22 protein-coding genes and 1 pseudogene are annotated in these 21,600 nt (G+C 44.5%); 20 read left to right on the top strand and 3 right to left on the bottom strand.

All coding sequences use genetic code 11. The annotated features are described in order from the left end of the window. The first annotated feature begins 18 nt into the window (after window positions 1-18). The 7 genes from AC1IR0_RS07450 (at window position 19) to rdgB (ending at window position 8,410) form a co-directional block, all read left to right on the top strand. Window positions 19-2,346, top strand: a complete 2,328-nt coding sequence (locus tag AC1IR0_RS07450) for a TonB-dependent receptor (RefSeq protein WP_479741256.1) — start codon at window positions 19-21, stop codon at window positions 2,344-2,346. A 71-nt stretch (window positions 2,347-2,417) separates the two neighbouring features. Next, window positions 2,418-3,101, top strand: coding sequence for a Fe2+-dependent dioxygenase (locus AC1IR0_RS07445; RefSeq protein WP_479741255.1), 684 nt, complete (start codon window positions 2,418-2,420; stop codon window positions 3,099-3,101). A 427-nt stretch (window positions 3,102-3,528) separates the two neighbouring features. Then, window positions 3,529-5,226, top strand: a complete 1,698-nt coding sequence (gene leuA / locus AC1IR0_RS07440) for a 2-isopropylmalate synthase (protein WP_004278413.1) — start codon at window positions 3,529-3,531, stop codon at window positions 5,224-5,226. A 112-nt stretch (window positions 5,227-5,338) separates the two neighbouring features. Further along, a complete protein-coding gene (gene metX / locus AC1IR0_RS07435; protein ID WP_004647421.1) occupies window positions 5,339-6,499 on the top strand; it encodes a homoserine O-succinyltransferase MetX in 1,161 nt (386 codons plus the stop codon). After that, on the top strand, window positions 6,499-7,092 hold the full coding sequence (metW, locus tag AC1IR0_RS07430; RefSeq protein ID WP_004278415.1) for a methionine biosynthesis protein MetW: 594 nt from the start codon (window positions 6,499-6,501) through the stop codon (window positions 7,090-7,092). The genes metX and metW overlap by 1 nt, the downstream gene beginning before the upstream one ends. Next, window positions 7,089-7,679 (top strand): tetratricopeptide repeat protein, encoded by a 591-nt coding sequence (locus tag AC1IR0_RS07425; RefSeq protein WP_004647420.1) that lies wholly within the window; start codon window positions 7,089-7,091, stop codon window positions 7,677-7,679. The genes metW and AC1IR0_RS07425 overlap by 4 nt, the downstream gene beginning before the upstream one ends. A gap of 104 nt (window positions 7,680-7,783) precedes the next feature. Beyond that, complete coding sequence (gene rdgB / locus AC1IR0_RS07420) at window positions 7,784-8,410, top strand: RdgB/HAM1 family non-canonical purine NTP pyrophosphatase (protein WP_338840675.1); 627 nt, start codon at window positions 7,784-7,786, stop codon at window positions 8,408-8,410. Window positions 8,411-8,595: 185 nt separating this feature from the next. On the opposite strand, the gene AC1IR0_RS07415 is transcribed toward rdgB, so the two are convergent. Next, window positions 8,596-9,477 (bottom strand): AEC family transporter, encoded by an 882-nt coding sequence (locus AC1IR0_RS07415; RefSeq protein WP_409651865.1) that lies wholly within the window; start codon window positions 9,475-9,477, stop codon window positions 8,596-8,598. A gap of 186 nt (window positions 9,478-9,663) precedes the next feature. On the opposite strand from AC1IR0_RS07415, the gene tatA reads away from it, so the two are divergent. The 4 genes from tatA to AC1IR0_RS07395 all read left to right on the top strand — a co-directional run bounded on the left by tatA (window position 9,664) and on the right by AC1IR0_RS07395 (window position 13,537). Then, window positions 9,664-9,882 (top strand): Sec-independent protein translocase subunit TatA, encoded by a 219-nt coding sequence (gene tatA / locus AC1IR0_RS07410; protein WP_004729524.1) that lies wholly within the window; start codon window positions 9,664-9,666, stop codon window positions 9,880-9,882. A gap of 9 nt (window positions 9,883-9,891) precedes the next feature. Next, complete coding sequence (tatB, locus tag AC1IR0_RS07405) at window positions 9,892-10,314, top strand: Sec-independent protein translocase protein TatB (protein WP_191112044.1); 423 nt, start codon at window positions 9,892-9,894, stop codon at window positions 10,312-10,314. After that, complete coding sequence (tatC, locus tag AC1IR0_RS07400; RefSeq protein WP_180037958.1) at window positions 10,311-11,087, top strand: twin-arginine translocase subunit TatC; 777 nt, start codon at window positions 10,311-10,313, stop codon at window positions 11,085-11,087. The genes tatB and tatC overlap by 4 nt, the downstream gene beginning before the upstream one ends. Window positions 11,088-11,284: 197 nt before the next feature. Next, complete coding sequence (locus AC1IR0_RS07395; RefSeq protein ID WP_479741254.1) at window positions 11,285-13,537, top strand: PhoX family protein; 2,253 nt, start codon at window positions 11,285-11,287, stop codon at window positions 13,535-13,537. Window positions 13,538-13,590: 53 nt separating this feature from the next. On the opposite strand, the gene AC1IR0_RS07390 is transcribed toward AC1IR0_RS07395, so the two are convergent. Next, window positions 13,591-14,370 (bottom strand): NRDE family protein, encoded by a 780-nt coding sequence (locus AC1IR0_RS07390; RefSeq protein ID WP_409651857.1) that lies wholly within the window; start codon window positions 14,368-14,370, stop codon window positions 13,591-13,593. 93 nt (window positions 14,371-14,463) lie between these two features. Between AC1IR0_RS07390 and lgt the strand changes: the two genes are divergently transcribed. The 3 genes from lgt (at window position 14,464) to AC1IR0_RS07375 (ending at window position 16,137) form a co-directional block, all read left to right on the top strand. After that, window positions 14,464-15,273 carry a prolipoprotein diacylglyceryl transferase gene (lgt, locus tag AC1IR0_RS07385; RefSeq protein WP_005107931.1) on the top strand — a complete coding sequence of 270 codons (810 nt, stop codon included), beginning with the start codon at window positions 14,464-14,466 and terminating at the stop codon, window positions 15,271-15,273. 92 nt (window positions 15,274-15,365) lie between these two features. Next, a complete protein-coding gene (locus tag AC1IR0_RS07380; RefSeq protein ID WP_005250664.1) occupies window positions 15,366-15,758 on the top strand; it encodes a hypothetical protein in 393 nt (130 codons plus the stop codon). Then, complete coding sequence (locus tag AC1IR0_RS07375) at window positions 15,751-16,137, top strand: hypothetical protein (RefSeq protein WP_409651853.1); 387 nt, start codon at window positions 15,751-15,753, stop codon at window positions 16,135-16,137. Before AC1IR0_RS07380 ends, AC1IR0_RS07375 begins: the two co-directional genes overlap by 8 nt. Before the next feature lie 18 nt (window positions 16,138-16,155). Here AC1IR0_RS07375 and AC1IR0_RS07370 read toward each other — a convergent pair whose 3' ends face one another. Beyond that, on the bottom strand, window positions 16,156-16,671 hold the full coding sequence (locus AC1IR0_RS07370) for a hypothetical protein (protein WP_005107935.1): 516 nt from the start codon (window positions 16,669-16,671) through the stop codon (window positions 16,156-16,158). A gap of 418 nt (window positions 16,672-17,089) precedes the next feature. Here AC1IR0_RS07370 and AC1IR0_RS07365 point away from each other — a divergent pair. The 6 genes and pseudogenes from AC1IR0_RS07365 (at window position 17,090) to msrA (ending at window position 21,552) form a co-directional block, all read left to right on the top strand. Next, window positions 17,090-17,542, top strand: a pseudogene (locus AC1IR0_RS07365) (lipocalin family protein). A 182-nt stretch (window positions 17,543-17,724) separates the two neighbouring features. Then, a complete protein-coding gene (gene thyA / locus AC1IR0_RS07360; RefSeq protein WP_004278429.1) occupies window positions 17,725-18,567 on the top strand; it encodes a thymidylate synthase in 843 nt (280 codons plus the stop codon). Between the two features lie 200 nt (window positions 18,568-18,767). After that, window positions 18,768-19,280, top strand: coding sequence for a dihydrofolate reductase (locus AC1IR0_RS07355; RefSeq protein WP_004278430.1), 513 nt, complete (start codon window positions 18,768-18,770; stop codon window positions 19,278-19,280). A gap of 23 nt (window positions 19,281-19,303) precedes the next feature. Further along, entirely contained in the window at window positions 19,304-20,353 is a 1,050-nt protein-coding gene (locus AC1IR0_RS07350) for an Lnb N-terminal periplasmic domain-containing protein (RefSeq protein WP_409651849.1), read from the top strand. 102 nt (window positions 20,354-20,455) lie between these two features. Next, a complete protein-coding gene (locus tag AC1IR0_RS07345) occupies window positions 20,456-20,917 on the top strand; it encodes an META domain-containing protein (protein ID WP_005245935.1) in 462 nt (153 codons plus the stop codon). Between the two features lie 110 nt (window positions 20,918-21,027). Then, complete coding sequence (msrA, locus tag AC1IR0_RS07340; protein ID WP_409651845.1) at window positions 21,028-21,552, top strand: peptide-methionine (S)-S-oxide reductase MsrA; 525 nt, start codon at window positions 21,028-21,030, stop codon at window positions 21,550-21,552. Window positions 21,553-21,600: the final 48 nt, after the last annotated feature.

Genomic DNA, 21,600 nt, shown 5'->3' with positions numbered 1-21,600 from the left:
TCATTTATTAGGTTTAACATGACCTTCATTAAAACACGTAAAAAAATCGTTTCTTCTGCAATTGTTTCATCTTTATCAATGGTAGCTGCATCTGCGATGGCAGAAGAACAGGTGATCCAGTTAGAGACGATTCATCAAGAAGTCAAAGCTGAACAAACACCCAGCTTAAAAGTAGATCAATCTGCGAATAGCAAATTTGTTGCGCCTTTACTCGATACCCCAAAGTCAGTTTCAGTGATTTCAAAACAGCTGATTGCAGATACACAAGTGACGACTTTAGCTGATGCACTGCGTACAGTTCCGGGGATTACCTTGGGTGCAGGTGAAGGTGGTAATCCGAATGGTGACCGTCCATTTATTCGCGGTTATAACTCTGAAAGCTCGATGTATGTAGACGGCGTTCGTAATGCCACTTCACAAAACCGTGAAATGTTTGCGGTAGAACAAGTTGAAGTGACCAAAGGTTCTGCTTCTGCCATGGGCGGTGCAGGCACCACTGGCGGTAGCATTAATATGATTTCTAAAGTCGCTAAAGCAGGCGATTTTCTAGAAGGCTTGGTCGCTGGCGGCACTGACAATTACCAACGTATTACTTTAGATGGCAACAAAGATTTTGGTAACGGCATTGCTGCACGTGTTGCCGTCATGGGACATCAAAACGAAAAAGCAGGCCAGAAAGACGGTGCAGAATATAAACGTGCTGGGATTGCACCGAGTATTAGCTTTGGTCTGGACACCTCTACTCGCGCGACTTTAAGTTATTACTACTTAAAATCGGACGATACGCCTGACTCAGGTATCCCGTATAACAACCCATTTGCTGCTCCAAGAACTGCAACAGCAACTGACTATCGTCCATTAAATGGAAATGGCAAGCCAATTGACGTTAAACAAGGTCAATATTACGGCTGGAAAGATCGTGATTTCCAAAAACAAGAAAATCAGATCGGAACCATCAAATTAGAACATGACTTAACTGACAATCTAACCATTAGCAATACTGCTGTGTATGGCAACTCTAAGAATGATTACCTTTGGACCAATCCAGATGACTCTCAGGGTAACTTTTACAACAAAGCAGGTTTTACAAGTGAATTAACAGGAAATGTTTGGGCACGTGCCAACTCACGTGTGGCAGATACTGATGCTTTTACCGACCAACTTGCTTTAACCGGTAAATTTAATACCGGTATGCTTAAACATAGTTTTAACCTGGGGGCCGAATATTCAGACCAAGAAACTGACCGTACCCAATACATTATCGATGGTGTTAACGCTACAGGTAATGTACACAATGCCTGTAACGCTGGTGATATTACTTCGGGCTGGTGTACTTCGGTACAAAACCCAAACCGTGGGCCATGGACAGGTACATTAAGTACCAATGGTGCCGACCAGTACAATATTCAAAGCAAATCAAAGTCTGTTTATTTCCTGGATAGTATTGAATTCACCCCTCAGTGGCTTTTAGATTTAGGCGTACGTTGGGATGACTACTCAACTGAGCAAACCATGCTTGCAGGTCGTTTTAATACTACGACTCCAGCAGGAACAATTGTTAAACTTGAAAATGATAAAGACTTTATCAACTATCAAGCTGGCCTGACCTTTAAACCTGTTGAAAATGGCAGTATCTATGCAAGTTATGCAACATCTGCAAATCCAGTCGGCGTAGATGGTGGCGATGGTTCTGAAGGGATTACTGCTGCAATAAATAATCTTAAACCTGAAGAAGTCCGGACCATGGAGTTAGGAACTAAATGGGATGTCTTGAATGATAAGCTCAACCTGACTGCAGCTATTTTCCGCACGGAAAAAACCAATACTCGTGCGACCGGAGATGATGGCACCACAAGTAATATTGGTGAAACTCGTGTCGATGGTATTGAGCTTGGTGTAAATGGCAACATCACGGATAAATGGGCTATATCTGCGGGTTATACTTATTTAGACAGTGAAATGATTGATGGTGGATTTGTAAATACTGCCGCTACAGGTCAACCTGCTGTATATGCGCCAAATCCTAGCAATGGGAACCAAGTTCAAAACGTCGCGAAAAACAGTGCAACCCTTTGGACTACTTATGCAGTAACTCCTGCTTTAACTCTAGGTGCTGGTGCCGTCGCAATGGACAAAGTCTATGGTAATGCTACTAATACCAAGTTTGTACCGGGCTATGTTCGCTATGATGCCATGGCACGTTATAACGTGAATGAAAACGTTGATTTGCAATTAAATCTTAACAACCTGTCTGATGAACGTTACTTCACTAAAGCCTATTCATCTCATTATGCGACCGAAGCAGAAGGCCGTAGCGCAGTGCTGGCAGTCAACTTTAAATATTAATTCAATGCAACCGCATAGCCTCCTGATGGGGGCTATGTTATTTTTAAAATACGATTATTCAGGGGTTTCCAGTGCTGCATCATATTCCAAATGTACTGAGCAAAGAACAGGTGCAATATTTCCGTGAGGAGATGAATAAGATTGAGTGGGTCAATGGCAAGGTTACCGCGGGTACGCTCTCTGCCACAGTGAAACAGAATCAGCAATTACCTGAAGATCATTCCCTGACCCAGCATTTAAGCACAATCATTCTTGAGTCTCTGGGACAGCATGCTTTATTTTTATCAGCGGCGATTCCACTGGATATTATTCCTCCCCTGTTTAACCGCTATGAAAATAATGAATCTTTCGGCTTTCATGTCGACAATTCGATTCGCCGGATTCGTGGCAGCAATGAACGCCTTAGAACGGATTTATCCTGTACGGTTTTCTTGAGTGAACCTGAAGAATATGTCGGTGGTGAACTGGTGGTCGAAGACACTTATGGTTATCACGAAGTAAAATTGCCTGCCGGCGATATGATTCTGTATCCGTCGACCAGCCTGCATGAAGTCACGCCAATCACTTCCGGTTGTCGAATTGCTTCATTTTTTTGGGTACAAAGCATGATCCGGGATGATGCAGAGCGGCATATGCTGTTTAATCTGGATCAGAGCATTCAAAATCTGAGAATTGAGCTAGGTGATCAGCACGCCGAAGTCATGAAACTGACCAATCTGTATCATAATTTAATGCGTAAATGGGCTGAACTTTAAAACATGCCCTGACGTTAATGATCTTTGAAAACAACTGGATTTATTTTTTATCAAAATATACTGCTTTATGGCACAATTGAACGTAATAAATAACGCATTATGTTAAAATAAAGAAAATATAAAATACAATATTTAAAATAAGTGAAAATATTTTTCACCACTTAAACTTTATAAGAAAATCTTTATTACCATACGACTAAAATCCATAAAAATAGCAAAAATTTTTCGGGATAAGTGGATTAAACTTTAAATTATAAGTAAGGCATTTAGTGCATTTGGTGAAGCTAAACCACCAATATTTAGACCATATTTCAGGTTTGAACCAGACTGTCACTAAAACCCAATGAATAGACAAAATCTATGCCGCTGACCCACGCACCGCTTTAACCAAGATTACGGTACCCAAGTTAGCATAAGGAGCTCTCTCATGATGTTGGCTGATCCAAGTAAAAAATACCGTCGCATGTATCAACGTGTGGACTTACCAGACCGTCAATGGCCGAACAACGAAATCAATAAAGCGCCAATCTGGATGAGTACCGACCTGCGTGACGGTAACCAAGCGATCTTTGAGCCAATGAACATGGAGCAGAAATTCAAGATGTTCCAGATGTTGGTGAAAATCGGTTTCAAACATATTGAAATCGGCTTCCCGTCAGCATCGCAAATTGACTTCGATTTCACCCGTAAATTGATTGAAGAAGGTCATATTCCGGATGACGTTTATATCGAGGTCTTGGTTCAGGCACGTGATCATTTGATTCAGCGTACCTTTGAATCTTTACAAGGTGCGAAACGTGCCATTGTACATATCTATAACTCTAACTCGCCGACATTCCGCAATAAAGTCTTGAATGTTGATGTTGAGGGTGCAAAACAGTTAGCCATTAATGCTGCACAAAAAGTAAAAGAATATGCCGCAAAACAGCCGGAAACTGAATTCGTATTTCAGTACAGCCCGGAATGTTTTACTGCAACCGAATTAGAAGTCGCGAAAGATGTCTGCGATGCCGTCACTGAAATCTGGGAAGCATCTCCAGAGAATAAAGTGATCTTAAACTTACCTGCAACGGTAGAAGTTTCAGGTCCACACATCTATGCCGATCAAATCGAATGGATGCACCGTAACATTCAGCGTCGTGATGGCGTGATCATTTCAGTTCACTGCCACAACGACCGCGGCTGTGGTATTGCCGCTTCAGAATTGGCAATTATGGCTGGTGCTGACCGGGTCGAAGGTTGTGTATTTGGTAATGGCGAACGTACCGGTAACGTCGACGTGGCTGCGATTGCCTTGAACATGTATACCCAAGGTGTAGCACCAAACTTGGACTTCTCCAACATCAATGAAATCATTGCGACTGTGGAAGAATGTACCGGTTTACCTGTGCACCCGCGTCATCCATATGCCGGTGATTTGGTGTTTACTGCATTCTCGGGTTCGCATCAGGATGCAATCAAAAAAGGTTTCGAGTTCCAGAAAAACGAAGAAATCTGGGATATGCCGTACTTGCCAATCGACCCGAAAGATTTGGGCCGTGACTATGACGCAGTGATCCGTGTGAATTCACAGTCAGGTAAAGGTGGTATTGCTTACTTGTTAGAATCGAACTACAACGTGATCTTGCCGCGTCGTTTACAGATTGAATTCTCTCAGATCGTACAAAAACGTACCGATGAGCAAGGCACTGAAATCAGTGCGACTGAAATCTGGAAGTTGTTCAAAGAAACCTATGTGGATGCTAAAAACGTTCACTATTCTGCGAAAAACTACAAATTGTCGGATGATAACGGCAATCAGGTGATTGAGCTGGATCTTGAAATTGATGGCCAGTCACGCCGTGTTCGCGGTGAAGGCAACGGTCCAATTTCTGCGATTTTGGATGCACTTCAGTTACCGATTGATGTCGTAAACTATGAAGAGCGCAGCATCAGTTCTGGTGCACATGCTAAAGCCTTGGCCTTGATCGAACTTCAGGTGAAAGGTACCGGTAAATCTGCCTTTGGTGCCGGGGTACATGACAACATCGTGACCTCTTCCATTGAAGCAATTATTGCCTCGACCAACCGCCTGATTGATCAGGGTGTATTAAGCACTGATCAGGTGATTGCTGCTGCGGTCTAAACGGCTGTATTAGAATTAGCAATAATTCATAGCACTAAAATGACTTTAGAAGGATACCGGCAAATGGTATCCTTTTATTATTCATACTAAAGATTTAAGGCGAATCCTCCCCGTGTCTTTTCCAGCTGACTCAGTGGGCATTGTTGTCCCACAAAAGTTCCAATTTGAAGAGCCGTTAGAGCTTGAATGCGGTCGCATCCTCCCACGTTTTGAACTGATGGTTGAAACTTATGGCGAACTCAATGCCGATAAGTCCAATGCCATTCTGATTTGTCATGCCCTTTCCGGTCATCACCACGCTGCTGGCTATCATCATGAAGATGATAAAAAAGCCGGCTGGTGGGATTCATGTATTGGTCCCGGTAAAGCCATTGATACGTCAAAATTCTTTGTGGTTTCACTGAATAATATTGGTGGCTGTAGCGGTTCTACCGGCCCGATCTCGCCAAACCCTGAAAATGACAACCGTCCTTATGGTCCTGATTTCCCCTTGGTTACGGTCCGCGATTGGGTCAAAACCCAAGCCTTGCTTTCTGATCGTTTAGGGATTGATACCTGGGATGCCATCATTGGTGGTTCACTGGGTGGCATGCAGGCATTGCAATGGTCAGTGGATTATCCAAACCGTTTAAGAAAATGCGTGATCATTGCCAGCGCTCCGAAACTTTCTGCACAGAATATTGCCTTTAACGAAGTGGCACGTCAGTCGATTTTGTCAGATCCGGATTTCCATAATGGTCGTTATCTGGAAAATGACAGCTATCCAAAACGTGGCCTGATTCTGGCACGTATGGTCGGCCATATTACCTACCTGTCCGAAGAAGCCATGAAGCAGAAGTTTGGCCGCGATTTGAAATCAGGTAAATTTATGTATGGCTTTGACGTTGAATTTCAGGTCGAAAGCTATTTGCGTTATCAAGGTGAGCAATTCAGCCGTAACTTCGATGCCAATACCTATCTGATCATGACCAAGGCACTGGATTACTTTGATCCGTCGCGTGAATATGAACAGTCGCTCAAAAAAGCCATGGCCAATACCCAGTGCAAATTCCTGGTGGTGTCATTCACCACTGACTGGCGTTTTACCCCTGCCCGCTCACAGGAAATCGTGGATGCCTTGATCAGCAATCACAAACCTGTGAGCTATCTGGATATTGATGCAGAACAGGGTCATGACTCTTTTCTGTTCCCGATTCCGCTCTATGTAAAATCTTTGCGTGCATTTCTCGGGGGTGAAGAACACCTGAAAGCAACACCGAAGGAGACCATATAATGCGTATCGATCAACAACTCGCTGAAAAGTGGATCAAGCCCGGTTCTAGCGTACTTGACCTCGGTTGTGGCGACGGTGAGCTATTGGCACAAATGAGTAAAAAGCACGATATTCGTGCATACGGATTAGAAATTGATCAGGAAAAGATTGCAATTGCAGTCAGTCGCGGGTTAAATATCATCCAGCAAGACTTAAACCTCGGCTTAAGCCGCTTTGCTGACCAGTCTTTTGACAATGTGGTCATGGCACAAGCTTTGCAAGCTGTAGATGCGCCTGACGTATTATTACGTGATATGGTGCGTGTGGGGAAACAGGCTATTATTACCTTCCCGAACTTTGCGCATTGGAAGACCCGTTCTTTCTTGGCAATCAAAGGGAGAATGCCGGTTTCTGAAGCCTTGCCGTATATGTGGTATAACACCCCGAATATCCACTTATGTACATTTCGTGATTTTGAAGCACTTTGTGCGGAAAATAACATCAAAATTATTAATCGACTCGCTGTGAACGGGAATCAAGAAGATAGTTTGCTGAGCAAGCATCTCCCTAATCTATTTGGTGAAGTCGCAATTTATCGAGTGAGCGCGCTATGAAAAAATTATTATTAAGTACGACGCTACTGGCTGGACTTTTTGGCATGCAAGCCCATGCAGATTATGTTGCACCGAGTCCTTCTGTTGCCAGTCAAGCGGCTCAGTATTCCATCATGGATATCAATAGTCTGACCAAAGCGGCGAAAGCCGGTCAGGCGGGTGCACAGTTTTATCTGGCCACCAAATACCAGTATGGTAAAGATATACAGAAAGATGAACGACAGGCCTTTGCCTGGTATAAAGCTGCTGCGGATCAAGGTCTGGCAGTTGCACAGCTGAATGTTGGCCGTATGCTGGCCGATGGCATTGGCACCAGAAAAGATGAAGCGCTGGCACGTCAGTATTTTGAAAAAGCGGCTAGCCGTGGCGATAACCGTGCCAGCTTTAACCTGGCAATGATGGAAGAGAAAAAGAAAAACTATATGGGCGCTTACCAGTGGTATGAACTTTCTACCCGTGATGGCATGCTCGACAATAAGGTGATTACGCTGTCGGAAGGCAGAAAAACTGCCTTGGCGGCGAATTTAACCCAAGAGCAGATCCGTCAGGCGCGTGATCGTGCCGACAGATGGATTCAGGCACAATAAGCTGAATGGTATAAATAGCACCTTCGGGTGCTTTTTTATTGCCGCAAATTCTTCATCCATTGCTAAAATAGCGCCCATTCTTTATCTAATAATGAGTTTTTGACATGGCTGCAACTGACTGGTTATCCCAAGGCACACTGGTATTGGCAAGTAATAACAAAGGTAAAATTGCCGAGTTTGAAAAACTGTTTGCCGAGCTACAACTGCCGGTTGAAGTCGTGGCCCAGGGCAAGTTGAATATCGAAGATGCGATCGAAGATGGTCTAAGCTTTGTAGAAAATGCGATTATTAAGGCTCGCCATGCTTCTAAAATTTCCGGAAAACCTGCTATTGCAGATGATTCAGGCATTTGTGTGCCGGTTCTTGGCGGCGCTCCCGGCATTTACTCGGCTCGTTATGCCGGTGAGCATGGCAACGATGCCGCCAATAATGAAAAACTGCTGGCCGATCTCAAACCCTTACGCCAAGAGGGTGAAGCGATTGAAGGCATGTTTGTTTGTGTACTGGCACTGGTACAGCATGCTGAAGATCCTTTACCGCAAGTCTTTCAGGGTATCTGGCATGGGGAAATTCTGGAAGCTGCGCGTGGTGAAAATGGTTTTGGCTATGACCCGTTGTTCTGGTTACCGGAACTGGGGATTTCCAGTGCAGAAATGAGCAAGGAAGAAAAGAATAAAATCAGTCATCGTGGGCAAGCGATGCAGCTGTTTAAGAAGAGTTTGGAGAAGTAAGTTTCTCCTCTCATTACCCCCTCTCCCTTTGGGAGAGGGCTGGGGTGAGGGATTTTTAAAATACACCTCTCCCCTTGCGAAACAGCGTTTCTCATCTCCTAAAAGAAGAGGGAAAATCATCCTTCTAAAGCTTTTACATCCTCTCTAACTCTCTCCCTAGGGGTAAGAGGACCTTTTTATGTTTTTTATAATCCTGGCATCAACGCATGCACCACTGCCCCATATAGGGCAATCAAGATCGCACTGGCCAAAGTTCCCGAAGCAATATATTTGGCGGAATGGCCTGTTCCCTGATAATGGGTTTCCAGTGCCACAATATTGGCTGCAGGCGGCAATAAAAAGAACATCAGCAGTACCGCATAGGTCAGCGTCTGCTGCGGAATAGGTAAATAATAATAAGCGGCAACACACAGCAAAACCGCAAACAGCCCTCTATAAAAAATCAGTTGCAGACTGCGCATTAAATCAAAGCTGCTGATCCGCACATTGCTCAGCCACATTCCCAGCACACACATGCCACTAAAAGTCACCAGCACTTTATTGGCCTGATACAGCCTCTCTACCCAAGCGACTTGCTGCCACTGACTCAAATCCCAAAATGACAATAAGGCTGCCACTGACAGTGCCACCACTGGTGGTGAGAGCAGTACATTTTTTAAAATATAGCTGCTATCTTGTCTGGCTTCACTGACTGCCATCACCGCACAGACATTGCCAAACAAAGAACCACCGATGTACAGCGCCACCACAGTACTGGTCGCTTGCGGGCCAAAAACTGCCAGTGCAAAAGGAATTCCCAGCCATGCCCCATTTAAATAGCTCAGGCATAAGGCACGCAGTTTATTTTTCAGGGTGAAATAAAATAAGGCAAAGAATACGCAGGAACAGAAAAAGCTGAAGGCAATCAGCCACAAACTGCCCTCTTGGTAAAACACCATATTGTAAATAATCAGTACCGGAATCAGGACCCGTGCCAATAAAGCTGCCAAGAGAGGGCGAACCGGTTTTAAATATTGCACACCCCAATAACCGATCAGAAAAGACAGGAGGGGAAGAATCAAGGCCATGACAATGCTGCTGAGATTTCCATATCAGGCTGTATGCTAGCACAGCATACTTTTCATTGAATTATGAATTTTTTTATATGAGTGATTCATTCCTCTGCTGCCGTGTCGGCAAACTGTCATCAAAGCGTCACCGCGCTGTCATACAAGCCTGCTGAGATAGGTACATAAAATATAGAGGATAAAATAATGGCAGGATTATCAATTTGGCATGTGCTGATTTTTGCAATTGTGGTGATTTTATTGTTCGGTACATCAAAACTTAAAAATCTGGGTAAAGACGTCGGCGGCGCGATTAAAGACTTTAAAAAATCAGTCAAAGATGAAGAGGCTGAACAGGCCAAGCTTGCAGAGCCGCGCACCATTGATGCCCAGGTCAAAACGCCTGAACATTCGGTTAAAAGTTAAGAGTTCGCTATGCTCAATATCGGAATGACCGAGCTGCTGATTTTCGGGATTATTGCGCTTTTGGTCCTTGGACCAGATAAGCTTCCGGAAGCAGTACGTTTTGTCGGAACATGGTACGGCAAGATCAAGCGTATGGTGAGCAATGTTCAGAATGATCTTGATCGTGAATTGCGCCTGTCCGAGCTACGTGAACAGATGCAAGCTGAAATGCAACGGATTCAGGAACTGGAAGCCAAGATGCAGGCACAAATGACAGATTTGCAGCAGCCGATTGCAGCTGATCAAGTAAAAATAAAACCTCAGTCTGCTCAGCCCTTGCTCAGCTATCAGCCGGTGCAACAGCCCGTATCCTCCGTGTATTTACCTAAGCCTACAGCAATTCAAACCATGATTTCAGAACAACGCTATACAAAAATGAAGGTGGCCGTATGACATCCTTACCGACCACACCCGCCTCAAATGATGCTGCAGCGCTGAATCTTGAACAGATGCCGATTACCCAGCATTTGATCATCTTAAGAAAGCATCTGTTTAAAGTGGTTGCTGTCCTGATTGGCCTGTTTTTCTGCTTATTACCCTTTGCCAATCAGACTTACCAAGGGTTGTCCGAACCCTTGCGTGCACAGCTACCTGCCAGCTCAACCATGATTGCCACAGATGTCACTGCAACCTTCATGGCACCTTTTAAGCTGAACTTCTTTGTCGCGCTGATGATCGCGATGCCGTTTATCCTGTATCAGCTTTGGACCTTTATTAAGCCTGCGCTGTATGCCAAGGAAAAGAGCCTGGCCTTGCCACTTTTGATCGGCAGTATCGTGCTGTTTTATACCGGCATCAGCTTTGCCTACTTTGTGGCATTGCCCTCAATTCTGCATTTTTTTATCAGTGTTTCGCCGGAAACTGTGGCACCGATGACCGACATTAACAGTTATCTCAGCTTCTGTTTAAAGCTGTTTCTGGTCTTTGGTTTTACCTTTGAAATTCCTATTATTACCCTGGTTCTGATCTTGATTGGCGCAGTTTCGACACAGACTCTGGTAGAGAAACGGCGCTTTATTATTGTGGGCTGCTTCTTTGTAGCGATGTTTGTCACCCCTCCGGATGCCCTGTCGATGATCATGCTGGCTGTCCCGATGTGGCTACTGTTTGAACTGGGTTTGCTGGCAGGGAAACTGATTGAAAAACGTCGGTTAAAGACTGAATAACAATAACCAGCCAAAACAACAAAAATATCGACTTACTCAGGCAGCTCTGGCTGTCTTTTTGTTTCTTAAATTTTAATAAAATACTGATTTATTTAACTTTAATGAAATATTTTCTTAAGATTACTGTCATATCCCAAGCTTAAGGTATTGAAAACTTCTACACCACCAAGCACTTATTTTTTAATTGGGACTTTAAAATGAAAAATGAAGACATGATACCTTGCCAGGATCTGGTTGAAGACAGTAACAACTCAAATAACACGCACTTCCAAACGATTCTGGATCAATATACTAGCCGCCGCAGCTTTATTGCGAAAACTACAAGTGGGGCAATGGCATTAGCATTTGCAGCAACAGTAAGTGGCTGTTCAGATGATGATAATGATTCTGGTACTCCTGACGGTAATCCAACTACACCACCAGACACCACTAGCCCAGATCAACATGCATGGAGTGATCTAAAAGCACGTCCGAATAAATTAGCCTTTGAGCCGGTTCGCAAGAATACCCAAAACTTCTTTAGTGTTCCCGAAGGTTATGAGCTTAAAGTATTGTATGCAGTAGGCGATCCAATCAACCCTGCGTATCCAGAAAAGACCGATGCAACCTTAGCTTCTGGTGCTTCTTACCAGTTCCGTTCAGGCGATAACCATGATGGTATGAGCTTTTTCGGTATGCATCCAACCAACAAAAATTATGCTGCCAAAGAATCAACACAAGGTTTACTTGTTTTAAACCACGAATACCTACAACAATCTCAGCTCCATACACCAGAGGCTACAATTACCATCGATGGCGTACGTCCAGAAGATCAGGTACTCCGTGAAGTGAATGCGCATGGTGTTTCTGTTATTGAGATCAGCAAAGATGCAAATACACAAGATGTTAAAATCAACTTGAATTCTAATTTTAACCGTCGTATCACTGCCGCAACCGAGATGGAAATTAATGGACCAGCGCGTGGTTCTGACTTAGTCAAAACTATTTTCTCACCAGATGGGACGTTGACTCGCGGTACCTTTGCCAACTGTGGTAATGGTTATACGCCATGGGGAACTTACTTAACGGCTGAAGAAAACTGGAGTGGTTATTTCGCTCGTCAAGCCAATGACACCCGCGCTATTGCAAAAGAAGAAATTTCATTATCACGTTATGGTCGTGGTGGTACTGATGCCCGTTCGTCTCAGTACCGCTGGAATACTCCTGTTGCTGAATTAACCGGTGATAAAGGGCTTTATGATCGTTGGGATATTTCAGTTAAAGGCGCAAATGCTTTAGCAGATTATCGTAATGTCATGAATACCTGTGGCTTCATTGTAGAAATTGATCCATTTAGCGCGACTACACATCCAGTTAAACGTACTGCACTGGGTCGTTTTGCACACGAAGACTGCCGCTGTAGCAACCCTATTCCGGGTCAGCCATTAGCGTTCTATATGGGTGATGACGCGACCGGCGAATATATCTATAAATTTGTTTCTGAAGCCGTCTGGGATCCGAAAGACGTCAATGGTGGTTATACTGCTGGTGATAAATACATGGATAAAGGGACATTATATGTCGCTAAATTCAATGATGACGGTACAGGTGAATGGCTAGAACTGACTCATGGCAAAAATGGTTTAACTACTGCCAATGAAATCTATCCATTTGCAGGCCAGGATGACATCGTCATCAATGCCCGTCTTGCTGCTGACCATGTTGGTGCGACCAAAATGGACCGTCCAGAATGGGTTGCCGTGAATCCCGAAAATGGTGAAGTGTATGTAACCTTAACCAACAACAGCAACCGTGGTCGTGCATATGAAACTGATGCTGCCAACCCACGTAGCTACATCGACTTTAAAGGTTCAAGCGCCAGCAATTCAGGCAATATGAATGGTCATATCATTCGTTTCAGTGAAGCTAAAAATACAGTGACAGCGACAAGTTTTGCTTGGGATATTTTCCTGTTCGGTGCAGAAGCACGTGCTGCTTCTAACATCAACCTGTCAGGTCTGGATGATTTAAATGACTTCTCCAGCCCGGACGGCATGTGGTTCGATCCGCGCGGGATTCTGTGGATTCAGACCGATGATGGTCAGTACACCGATGAAACCAACTGTATGATGCTGGCAGCACTTCCGGGTACTGTGGGTGATGGTGCTAAAGTGATTGCCGCCAGTACCAAGGCAGAAGGACAGGAAACCTTTGTTGGTGCCAAACTCAGTAATGATCGTGTTCGTCGCTTTTTGACTGGTCCATCGGGTTGTGAAATTACCGGCGTGACTATTACCCCGGACTACAAAGCGATCTTTGTCAACGTTCAGCATCCAGGGGGTGCATGGCCAGCCAACCAAAGCGAGCGTTATAGCCGTTTAGGCAAAGTACCTCGCTCTGCGACTGTGGTCATTACCCGTAAAGATGGCGGTGCCATTGCGGGTGAAGCTTTGGAACAAGCGACCGTATAAAAAGCCGTTATTCAAAAATGCCGACATCTGTCGGCATTTTTTATATCCGGTGATTATTTTAGGCTAATTATTTTCTCAATAGTTTGACCTGCGGTTGTACCTTGTTGTGACTTCTCGATCCAGTGCCATTGTCCCTGCTGCATTCTCAAAAAATTTGAGCAGCGGGTGCCATAGGCCGGACTCTGGATAAAAGTCGAAGACAGCAGCTGTTCCATTTCCACGGAGATACCTGTGTCTGGCAGCAGCTCCGGAATCACTTTGCGTTCATCTTCCAGAATATCCCAGACTGCATGACACAAATCTGCTTCTGCGATCTCCTGGTATTGCAGCATCGGTAAAAATTCCTGGGTAAAGCGTTTACGTAAATGGCGGGTCTTGTACCAGTCTTCGCTCATCAGGCCATTCGAAACCACATAGACGCCATGCGCCAGTACTTGTGGTGCTTCACCGCGATTGCTCATATACACCGCCTGATCCTGATCCCCCATAAAAAGATTAAAGCCGGCATAGTCACACTGGCGTTGTTCCAGATCTTGGGCAAATCGGATCGGTGTTAAGTCAGAATCTAAAAAGTTCTGGATGATATGTCCACGTGAAGTCGGATAATGCCCTTTGTCCTGTCCATCACGAAAATTGGTAATCACCGCCCAGCGACCAGAAGCCGTAATCCCCATCCAGGTACCGCCCGACTGTAAATCCTGCCCGGCAATAATCGGACTATTCTCCCATTCATGCAGCTCCTGCGTAGGACGCTGATAGAACTCATCCCGATTTGAAATCAGACATAATGGGCTCTGATCCAGAACCTTCCAAGCCAATGCCACGATACACATAATTTACGCTCTCGATCTTTACACATTGAATGTACAACATTTTTCTTTGCTTTAAGCTAAAATCTGTGCAAAACAGAATCACAAGGAACAGGAATGCTCACCTATCCCAATATTGATCCCGTTGCGATTTCGCTCGGGCCCTTACAAGTCCACTGGTATGGACTGATGTACTTACTGGCATTTTTATTTGCCTGGGGATTGGCGACGTTTCGCGCCAAACAACGTGGCTGGACACCGGATATGGTGTCTGACCTGATTTTCTTCGGCGCTCTCGGTGTGATCATCGGTGGCCGTGTCGGTTATGTCTTCTTCTACGGTTTTTCCCAGTTCCTGGCCGATCCTTTATGGCTGTTCCAGATCTGGACCGGCGGTATGAGTTTCCATGGCGGTTTCCTCGGGGTCATTCTGGCCATGTTGTGGTGGTGCAAGAAATATAAGATGACCTGGTTCCAGACTCTGGATTTTATCGCACCTTGCGTACCGACAGGCTTGATGTTTGGCCGAATTGGTAACTTTATTGGTGGCGAACTGTATGGCCGTCAGGTCACCGACCCAAACTTTGCCTGGGGCATGATCTTTCCGACCGATCCGCTGCAACTGGTTCGTCATCCATCTCAACTCTATCAGGCGCTATGTGAAGGCCTAATCCTGTTTATTGTACTGTGGTGGTTCAGCTCGAAGCCACGTCCACGTATGGCAGTTTCTGCGCTGTTCCTGATCGGTTATGGCTTGGCACGTTTTGTGGTTGAATTCTTCCGTGAGCCGGACAATGGCCAGCTGTTTATTGGCTGGATGAGCAAGGGTCAGTTCCTGAGCCTGCCAATGATCCTGATTGGCTTGTGGATGATGTGGTATGCCTACCAGAAGAAAATATATGACTGGGGTCCACAAAAAAATAGCTGAGAAAATCGCGTAATTTAGCGAGGCAGAGGCCTCGCTTTTTTATACTCAAAATATGCTAAAGTGCCGATTATCTCTTCTATTCTTTCATCATTATGCTTGAGTTCTGGTTTAATCCGCAGGTGTCTGTTCTCAAAAAACTGTTGATCTTTATTGTGATTGCAGCGACAGCTGCAGGCTTGTACTGGATGGAACCGCTGCCCTTAGATTCTATTTTGATGTTTGTCGGTACCGGCATCATTTTTCTGATCTGTCGTTACTGCAAAATCCACTTTGCCAGCAAAAATCCGACCGGTTTGCTGTATAGATTACTGACCTGGATTCCAATTGCCTTATTGATTGCTTTAGTTTTTATGAATATGCAACAGGGTGAAATCCTGATTCCGGGTGCACAAGGCATTGCATTTATGGCACTGGCGATTTGCCTGTTTTCTCCACTATCCCTGCTCAATCAGAACAAATCAGATTCGGGTTCACCCCATGCTTGAATTTTGGTATTCGGAACGCTGTAGCCGTCAAATCAAACTCATCGCCATCATCGCGACCTGTATTTTGATTTATACAGCATCGACTGTGGCCCAGTTAGATCCGGTATTTGTGGGGGTGAGTTTAGCGATTGGAATTGTCGTGCATTTACTGCACCATTTCCGCCTGAAAATCTCAAAATCCAATCCCTATACAAATGGCTTTAGCGCCTTGAGCCGGGTCATTCCCATCATTGCCTTAATTACCCTGTTTGGCTATTTACCAGAACAGCACCAGCAATGGGGCAAATTTGCCTTGGGTCTGCAATGTCTTGGCTTTGCCGCGATTGGATTATTTATCGTTTCAATCTATGAAAGCCGTGCGAAGCGTTTTGAGGACTGATCACTTCGCAGTGTTTTCTTAGAAGTAAGTTTCCAGACGATAGTAACTATAAGTCACGTTTTTATTGCGATAAACCGCATGATCTCGCTGTTTAAAATCCGATACCCAGGCACTACCTGAATAAGCCGCGATATGTCCATATTTATGTCCCTGAGTACGGTCAATAATATAGATATCGCCTTTTTTCGGCCGATCAAAAGAAGCATTAATTTTCTTATAACCCAGCTGCATCAGGGTACTTCCCCAATCTGCTGCTGCGACCGGATGATTCACAATTTTCGCACCAGAAGATTGCAGACCGACACGAATACTGCGCGCACATTTCTGTGTACTGGTATTTCGGGTAATGCCTTGCAGATAACTGGTAAATTTCTCGATATTGATACGATGGCCATTGCTTACGCCTGAAGCGTTACGGACAGTGGCTTTTTGGGATGACTTTTTAGGTCTTTGCTCCGATTGGGAACGCACCATGATATTCGCTTGGACAGGAGCATATACTTCGCTCATGTTTACTTGATGATCATAGATCATGCCTTACCAACCGCTCCTCGCCTGTAATTTAGGCTTTCATATTGTTAACAAGCCGAGAATACTAGTCGTTTAAATGTTATCTTTCACATTAAAAATGTAAATAAATTTGTCTATTTTTCCGGCATTCAAATTAAGCCGTTCTTTCTCATACAGTTACAAAACCCATCATCTTTGCAAAAAAAATGTAAAGCAAAGCCAATTCCAATGCCTTGCAAAGCTTTTTCAGCCTGAAATACGCAAAATGAGTCCTTATCTTTTTCTACTCAAACGTGTGGATTTAATCTGTAGCTCGGCCATTTTCAGATAACATTTCACCACATGATTACATCATTTTGAGCTTTACCGCCTGTATTACACTGATGCGGCATTTTTAAACCTTGAACTAAACTTTAACTATTGAACTAAACAGAGAAGAAAAATGAGTCAGACTTTAAGTACCGTTTCAAATTTTAATTTAGAACAATATTTAAGTACCTGGTATGACATTGCACACTTGCCGATGAAGCGCCAACCTGAAGACAGCACCGATATTTCTGCGGTATAGAGCTTGAATGAAAATGGCAAGGTGGATGAAGCCATTGCTGAAGCGATCATTGTCGATGCAGAACATGCCAAGCTTGAAGTCAGCTTTTTACCTGAAGGCCTGCGTTGGATTCCGTTTACCAAGGGCGATTACTGGGTATTAAAAATCGACCCCGATTATCAGACCGCGCTCGTAGGTGAGCCAAACAAAGAATATTTATGGCTACTGCATCGCGGCACCAGTCTGGACGAAGCGACTCAACGCGAATATTTAAGTTATGCAGAATCCTTGGGGTATGATCTGTCTGATCTGATTCATACAGTGCATACTGGTAATAAAACCGTTTAAGCTGCAATCAAAAGACCTCCATCAGGAGGTCTTTTTTATTCTCAATTTGGGCGATGAAAGCTCATCAAAAAATGCTATGATGTGCGCAATTTAAATTGTCCCTTTCGACAGAAAATTGATTATAAAATAATCCGTTCTGCTCTTAAAACGGCAATTTTCAACAGATTCAAATAGAGAGAACTATGCGCCAATATCTTGACCTTTTACAACATATCCTCGACAACGGCGGCGATAAAGGCGACCGTACCGGTACAGGTACACGTTCGGTATTTGGTCATCAGATGCGCTTTGATCTTTCCCAAGGTTTTCCTTTACTCACCACCAAAAAAGTTCATTTCCGTTCTATCGTGATTGAACTGTTGTGGTTCCTGAAAGGTGATACCAATGTTCAGTATTTAAAAGACAATAAAGTCTCGATTTGGGATGAATGGGCGACCGCAGAACAGACTGCACGTTTTGGCCGTCCTGAAGGCGAACTGGGTCCAGTTTACGGCCATCAATGGCGTAATTTTGGGGCCAGCAAGAATGCAGACAATAGCTATAATCAGGACGGTTTTGACCAGATCAAATGGTTGATCAATGAAATTAAAACTAATCCGAATTCGCGTCGTCTGATCGTGTCCGGCTGGAACCCGAATGAAGCGGGTCAGGTCGCCTTACCCCCTTGCCATACCCTGTTCCAGTTTTTTGTGCACAATGGCAAATTGTCTTGTCAGTTGTATCAGCGCAGTGCCGATGTATTTTTGGGTGTACCATTTAATATTGCCAGCTATGCTTTGTTGACGCATATGATCGCGCAAGTCTGTGATCTGGAGGTTGGTGACTTTGTCTGGACTGGTGGCGATACCCACTTGTACAGCAATCATTTTGAACAGGCACAATTACAGCTCAGCCGTGAGCCACTCGGCCTTTGTCAATTAAAACTAAATCCCGAGATTAAAGACCTGTTCGATTTCAAATTTGAAGATATCGAAATTGTCGGTTATGAATCTCATCCAGGAATTAAAGCCCCTGTCGCTGTTTAATTTTCTTTATTATAAAGTTCCCCCTCCTCCTAGGAGAGGGCTAGGAAGAGGTTTTTTACCACGCGTGAATCGCCACCTCCTTTCAAAATATATTCCTAGCCCTAAAGCATGAAGGCAATCAATATAGATTTTTAACCTTTCTTTCGTACCAGTAAAAAATTACACGAAGGACTTTGGGCTTGATAAGAAGGATTCAATACATGTCATTTCAAGATTTAGAAGTTGTACACGTCGTTGCCATGGATCAGCAGCGTTGTATCGGCAAGGGCAATGACCTACCTTGGCATATCTCTGCCGACCTGAAACACTTCAAGGAAATCACCCAAGGCGGTGTGGTGGTGATGGGTCGCAAGACACTAGAATCGATGGGACGTACCTTGCCTAAACGGGTGAATTGGGTCATTACCCGTGATCCAGACTGGGCATTTGCAGGCACCAAAGTCGCTTATAGCATTGAAGATGCGCTGAGTCAGGCCGTTGCAGATGTAAAGGCTTCAGAAAAACCTGAAACCATTTTCATCATTGGTGGTGGTGAAATCTTTAAACAGACTATGGATATTGCAGACCGTCTGGAACTGACCCATGTCGAACTGGATGTACAGGGCGATGCCTATTATCCAGCGATTCCAGCAGAATTTAAAAAAGTCGCTGCCGAGCAACATATCGACGACAAAACCGGCATTGCTTTTGAGTTCGCAACCTACAGAAAATAAAACCTATTTCTCATGAAAAAGTGATGATGCAGGGACGCGAATATATTTCCAGGCACTGGAGTCTGTGGCTGCTGAGCAGTCTGTTTACTTTATTCGTCATTCTGTCGAGTTTGTGGCTCAGCCTGATGCTTTGGGTGCATCAACCTATTGGAAAAATCGGCAGCTTGATGCTGATTGGACTCTGGCTGACCTTTGCACTGGTCGTTCTCGGGATTTATTTCACCCGGCATCTGATCTCCCGCCAAGTCGATAGCGTTCTTTATCTTCTGGCCTTTTTATTCTGTCTGCTAGGATATTTCAGTCTGGAAGCGCGTCAGGATCGAGAGTGGAATCCTGAGGTTTCCCAGCTTCTGCATTATGAGCAGCAAGGCGATCAGGTTACCTTACACAATATCCGCAACTTTGACTGGCAGGCCGATGGTCGCTATATCGAACGCTGGGAAAGCCGCAGTTTTGATCTGAATCAGATTACTGGCGTGAACATCATTACTTCCTACTGGATGGGGCCTAAAATTGCCCATACCCTGGTCAGCTTCGATTTTGCCAATCAAAAGCCACTCACCTTCTCGATTGAAATCCGCAAGGAAAAGAATGAAGAGTTTTCAGCGATTGGTGGCTTTTTCCGAAAATATGAACTGAGTCTGGTCGCATCGGATGAAAAGGATATTGTCTATACCCGTAGCAATGTCCGTGGTGAACAGGTCTATTTTTTCCCAGTCAAAATGCCGCAAGCTCAGGCTAAAGCGCTATTCAAGGAATATCTGCGTCAGGCCGATGAGCTGGCCCAAAAGCCAAAATGGTACAATACCCTGACCAGTAATTGCACCACACTAGTCTTTGATATGGTTCAGGCGATATCGCAACAACAGCTACCCTCAGATTACCGGTTGCTGGCCTCCGGCTATTTACCGAATTATCTCTATGATCTTAAAGTACTAGAACAGTCTTGGGATATGCGCACCTGGTATCAACGCGCGCATGTCAATCCACGGGTAGAACGCACCGCTAATCTCTCCAGTCAGGACTATTCACGCCTGATCCGGCAGGGCCTACCAAAACCCGACATGCGATAACTGTGTAGCAAATCCACTTCAATAAAGATACAAAATCAACTGGAACCTTGATCATTTTTTTGTTTATATACAAATAGCTAGTCAATGATCAGAGTATCTCTCATGCTAAAAAAATTAACTGCAATCGCGATTTTAGGCTCGGTTCTAACGGTCATGGGCTGCGAAACTGTGCCCAATACAGCCACGACACAAACCGCGAATCATTTACAACTTTTGCAAAATCGTACCTGGATTGCGACCCAGATTGGTAATACTGAAATCAAGACTGCGCCAACCGCACGCAATGTTCCGAGTCTGCAATTTGATGCCAGTACCCAGCGCGTTTCAGGTTCAGATAGCTGTAACCGGATTATGGGCAGTTATACAGCAGCGAAAGACACGCTGACCCTGAGCCAAATGGCCACTACCCGTATGGCTTGCATGAACAACGATCAGCTTGATCAGAAATTTAATGAAGCTTTAGCCAAAGTGACGCATTATCAAGTATTTGGTAAAACCTTAAAATTACTGGATCGCCATGGAAATCTCTTGATCCAGCTGGAAAGTGCTGTTCAGCCGCGTTAATACTTCCCTACAAAAAGCCTGTATGGACAGGCTTTTTTATCTTTCATACTGATGAGCTGGAATTTAACCATCAGCCCGATTGAGTTATTTAATTGAATGAGGAATCAACCATGCAACAGGCACTTTTCGGTGGGGGATGCTTTTGGTGTACTGAAGCCGTATTTTTACAGATCCAGGGGGTTCAGCAGGTCGTCAGCGGTTACGCAGGTGGGCACACAACTCAGCCAAACTATGATGATGTCTGTGGTGGCAATACCGGCCATGCCGAAGTCATTCTGATCGATTTCGATGAAAACCAGATTAACTATACCCAGTTGCTCGATGTATTTTTTGCGACCCATGATCCAACTACATTAAACCGTCAGGGCAATGATGTCGGCACCCAGTACCGTTCTGTGATTTATTATCTGAATGATGAGCAGCAGCAACAGGCGCAGCAGGCGATCAATGCCCTGAAAGCCGATGGCATCAATGTGGTGACTGAACTGAGCCCTACCCCAACTTTCTATCCGGCGGAAGACTATCATCAAAACTTCTTTGCCAAGAACCCGACCCAGGGCTATTGTAATTTTGCCATTCCTCCAAAATTGAATAAATTACGCAGCAAATTTACGACCCTCTTAAAAACCCATTAAGTTTCATGAAAAATGGGCATAAAAAAAGCGACTGCAATCAGTCGCTTT

The organism is Acinetobacter sp. 129952 (assembly GCF_056642055.1).
This window is presented reverse-complemented; position numbering and strand designations above follow the sequence as displayed.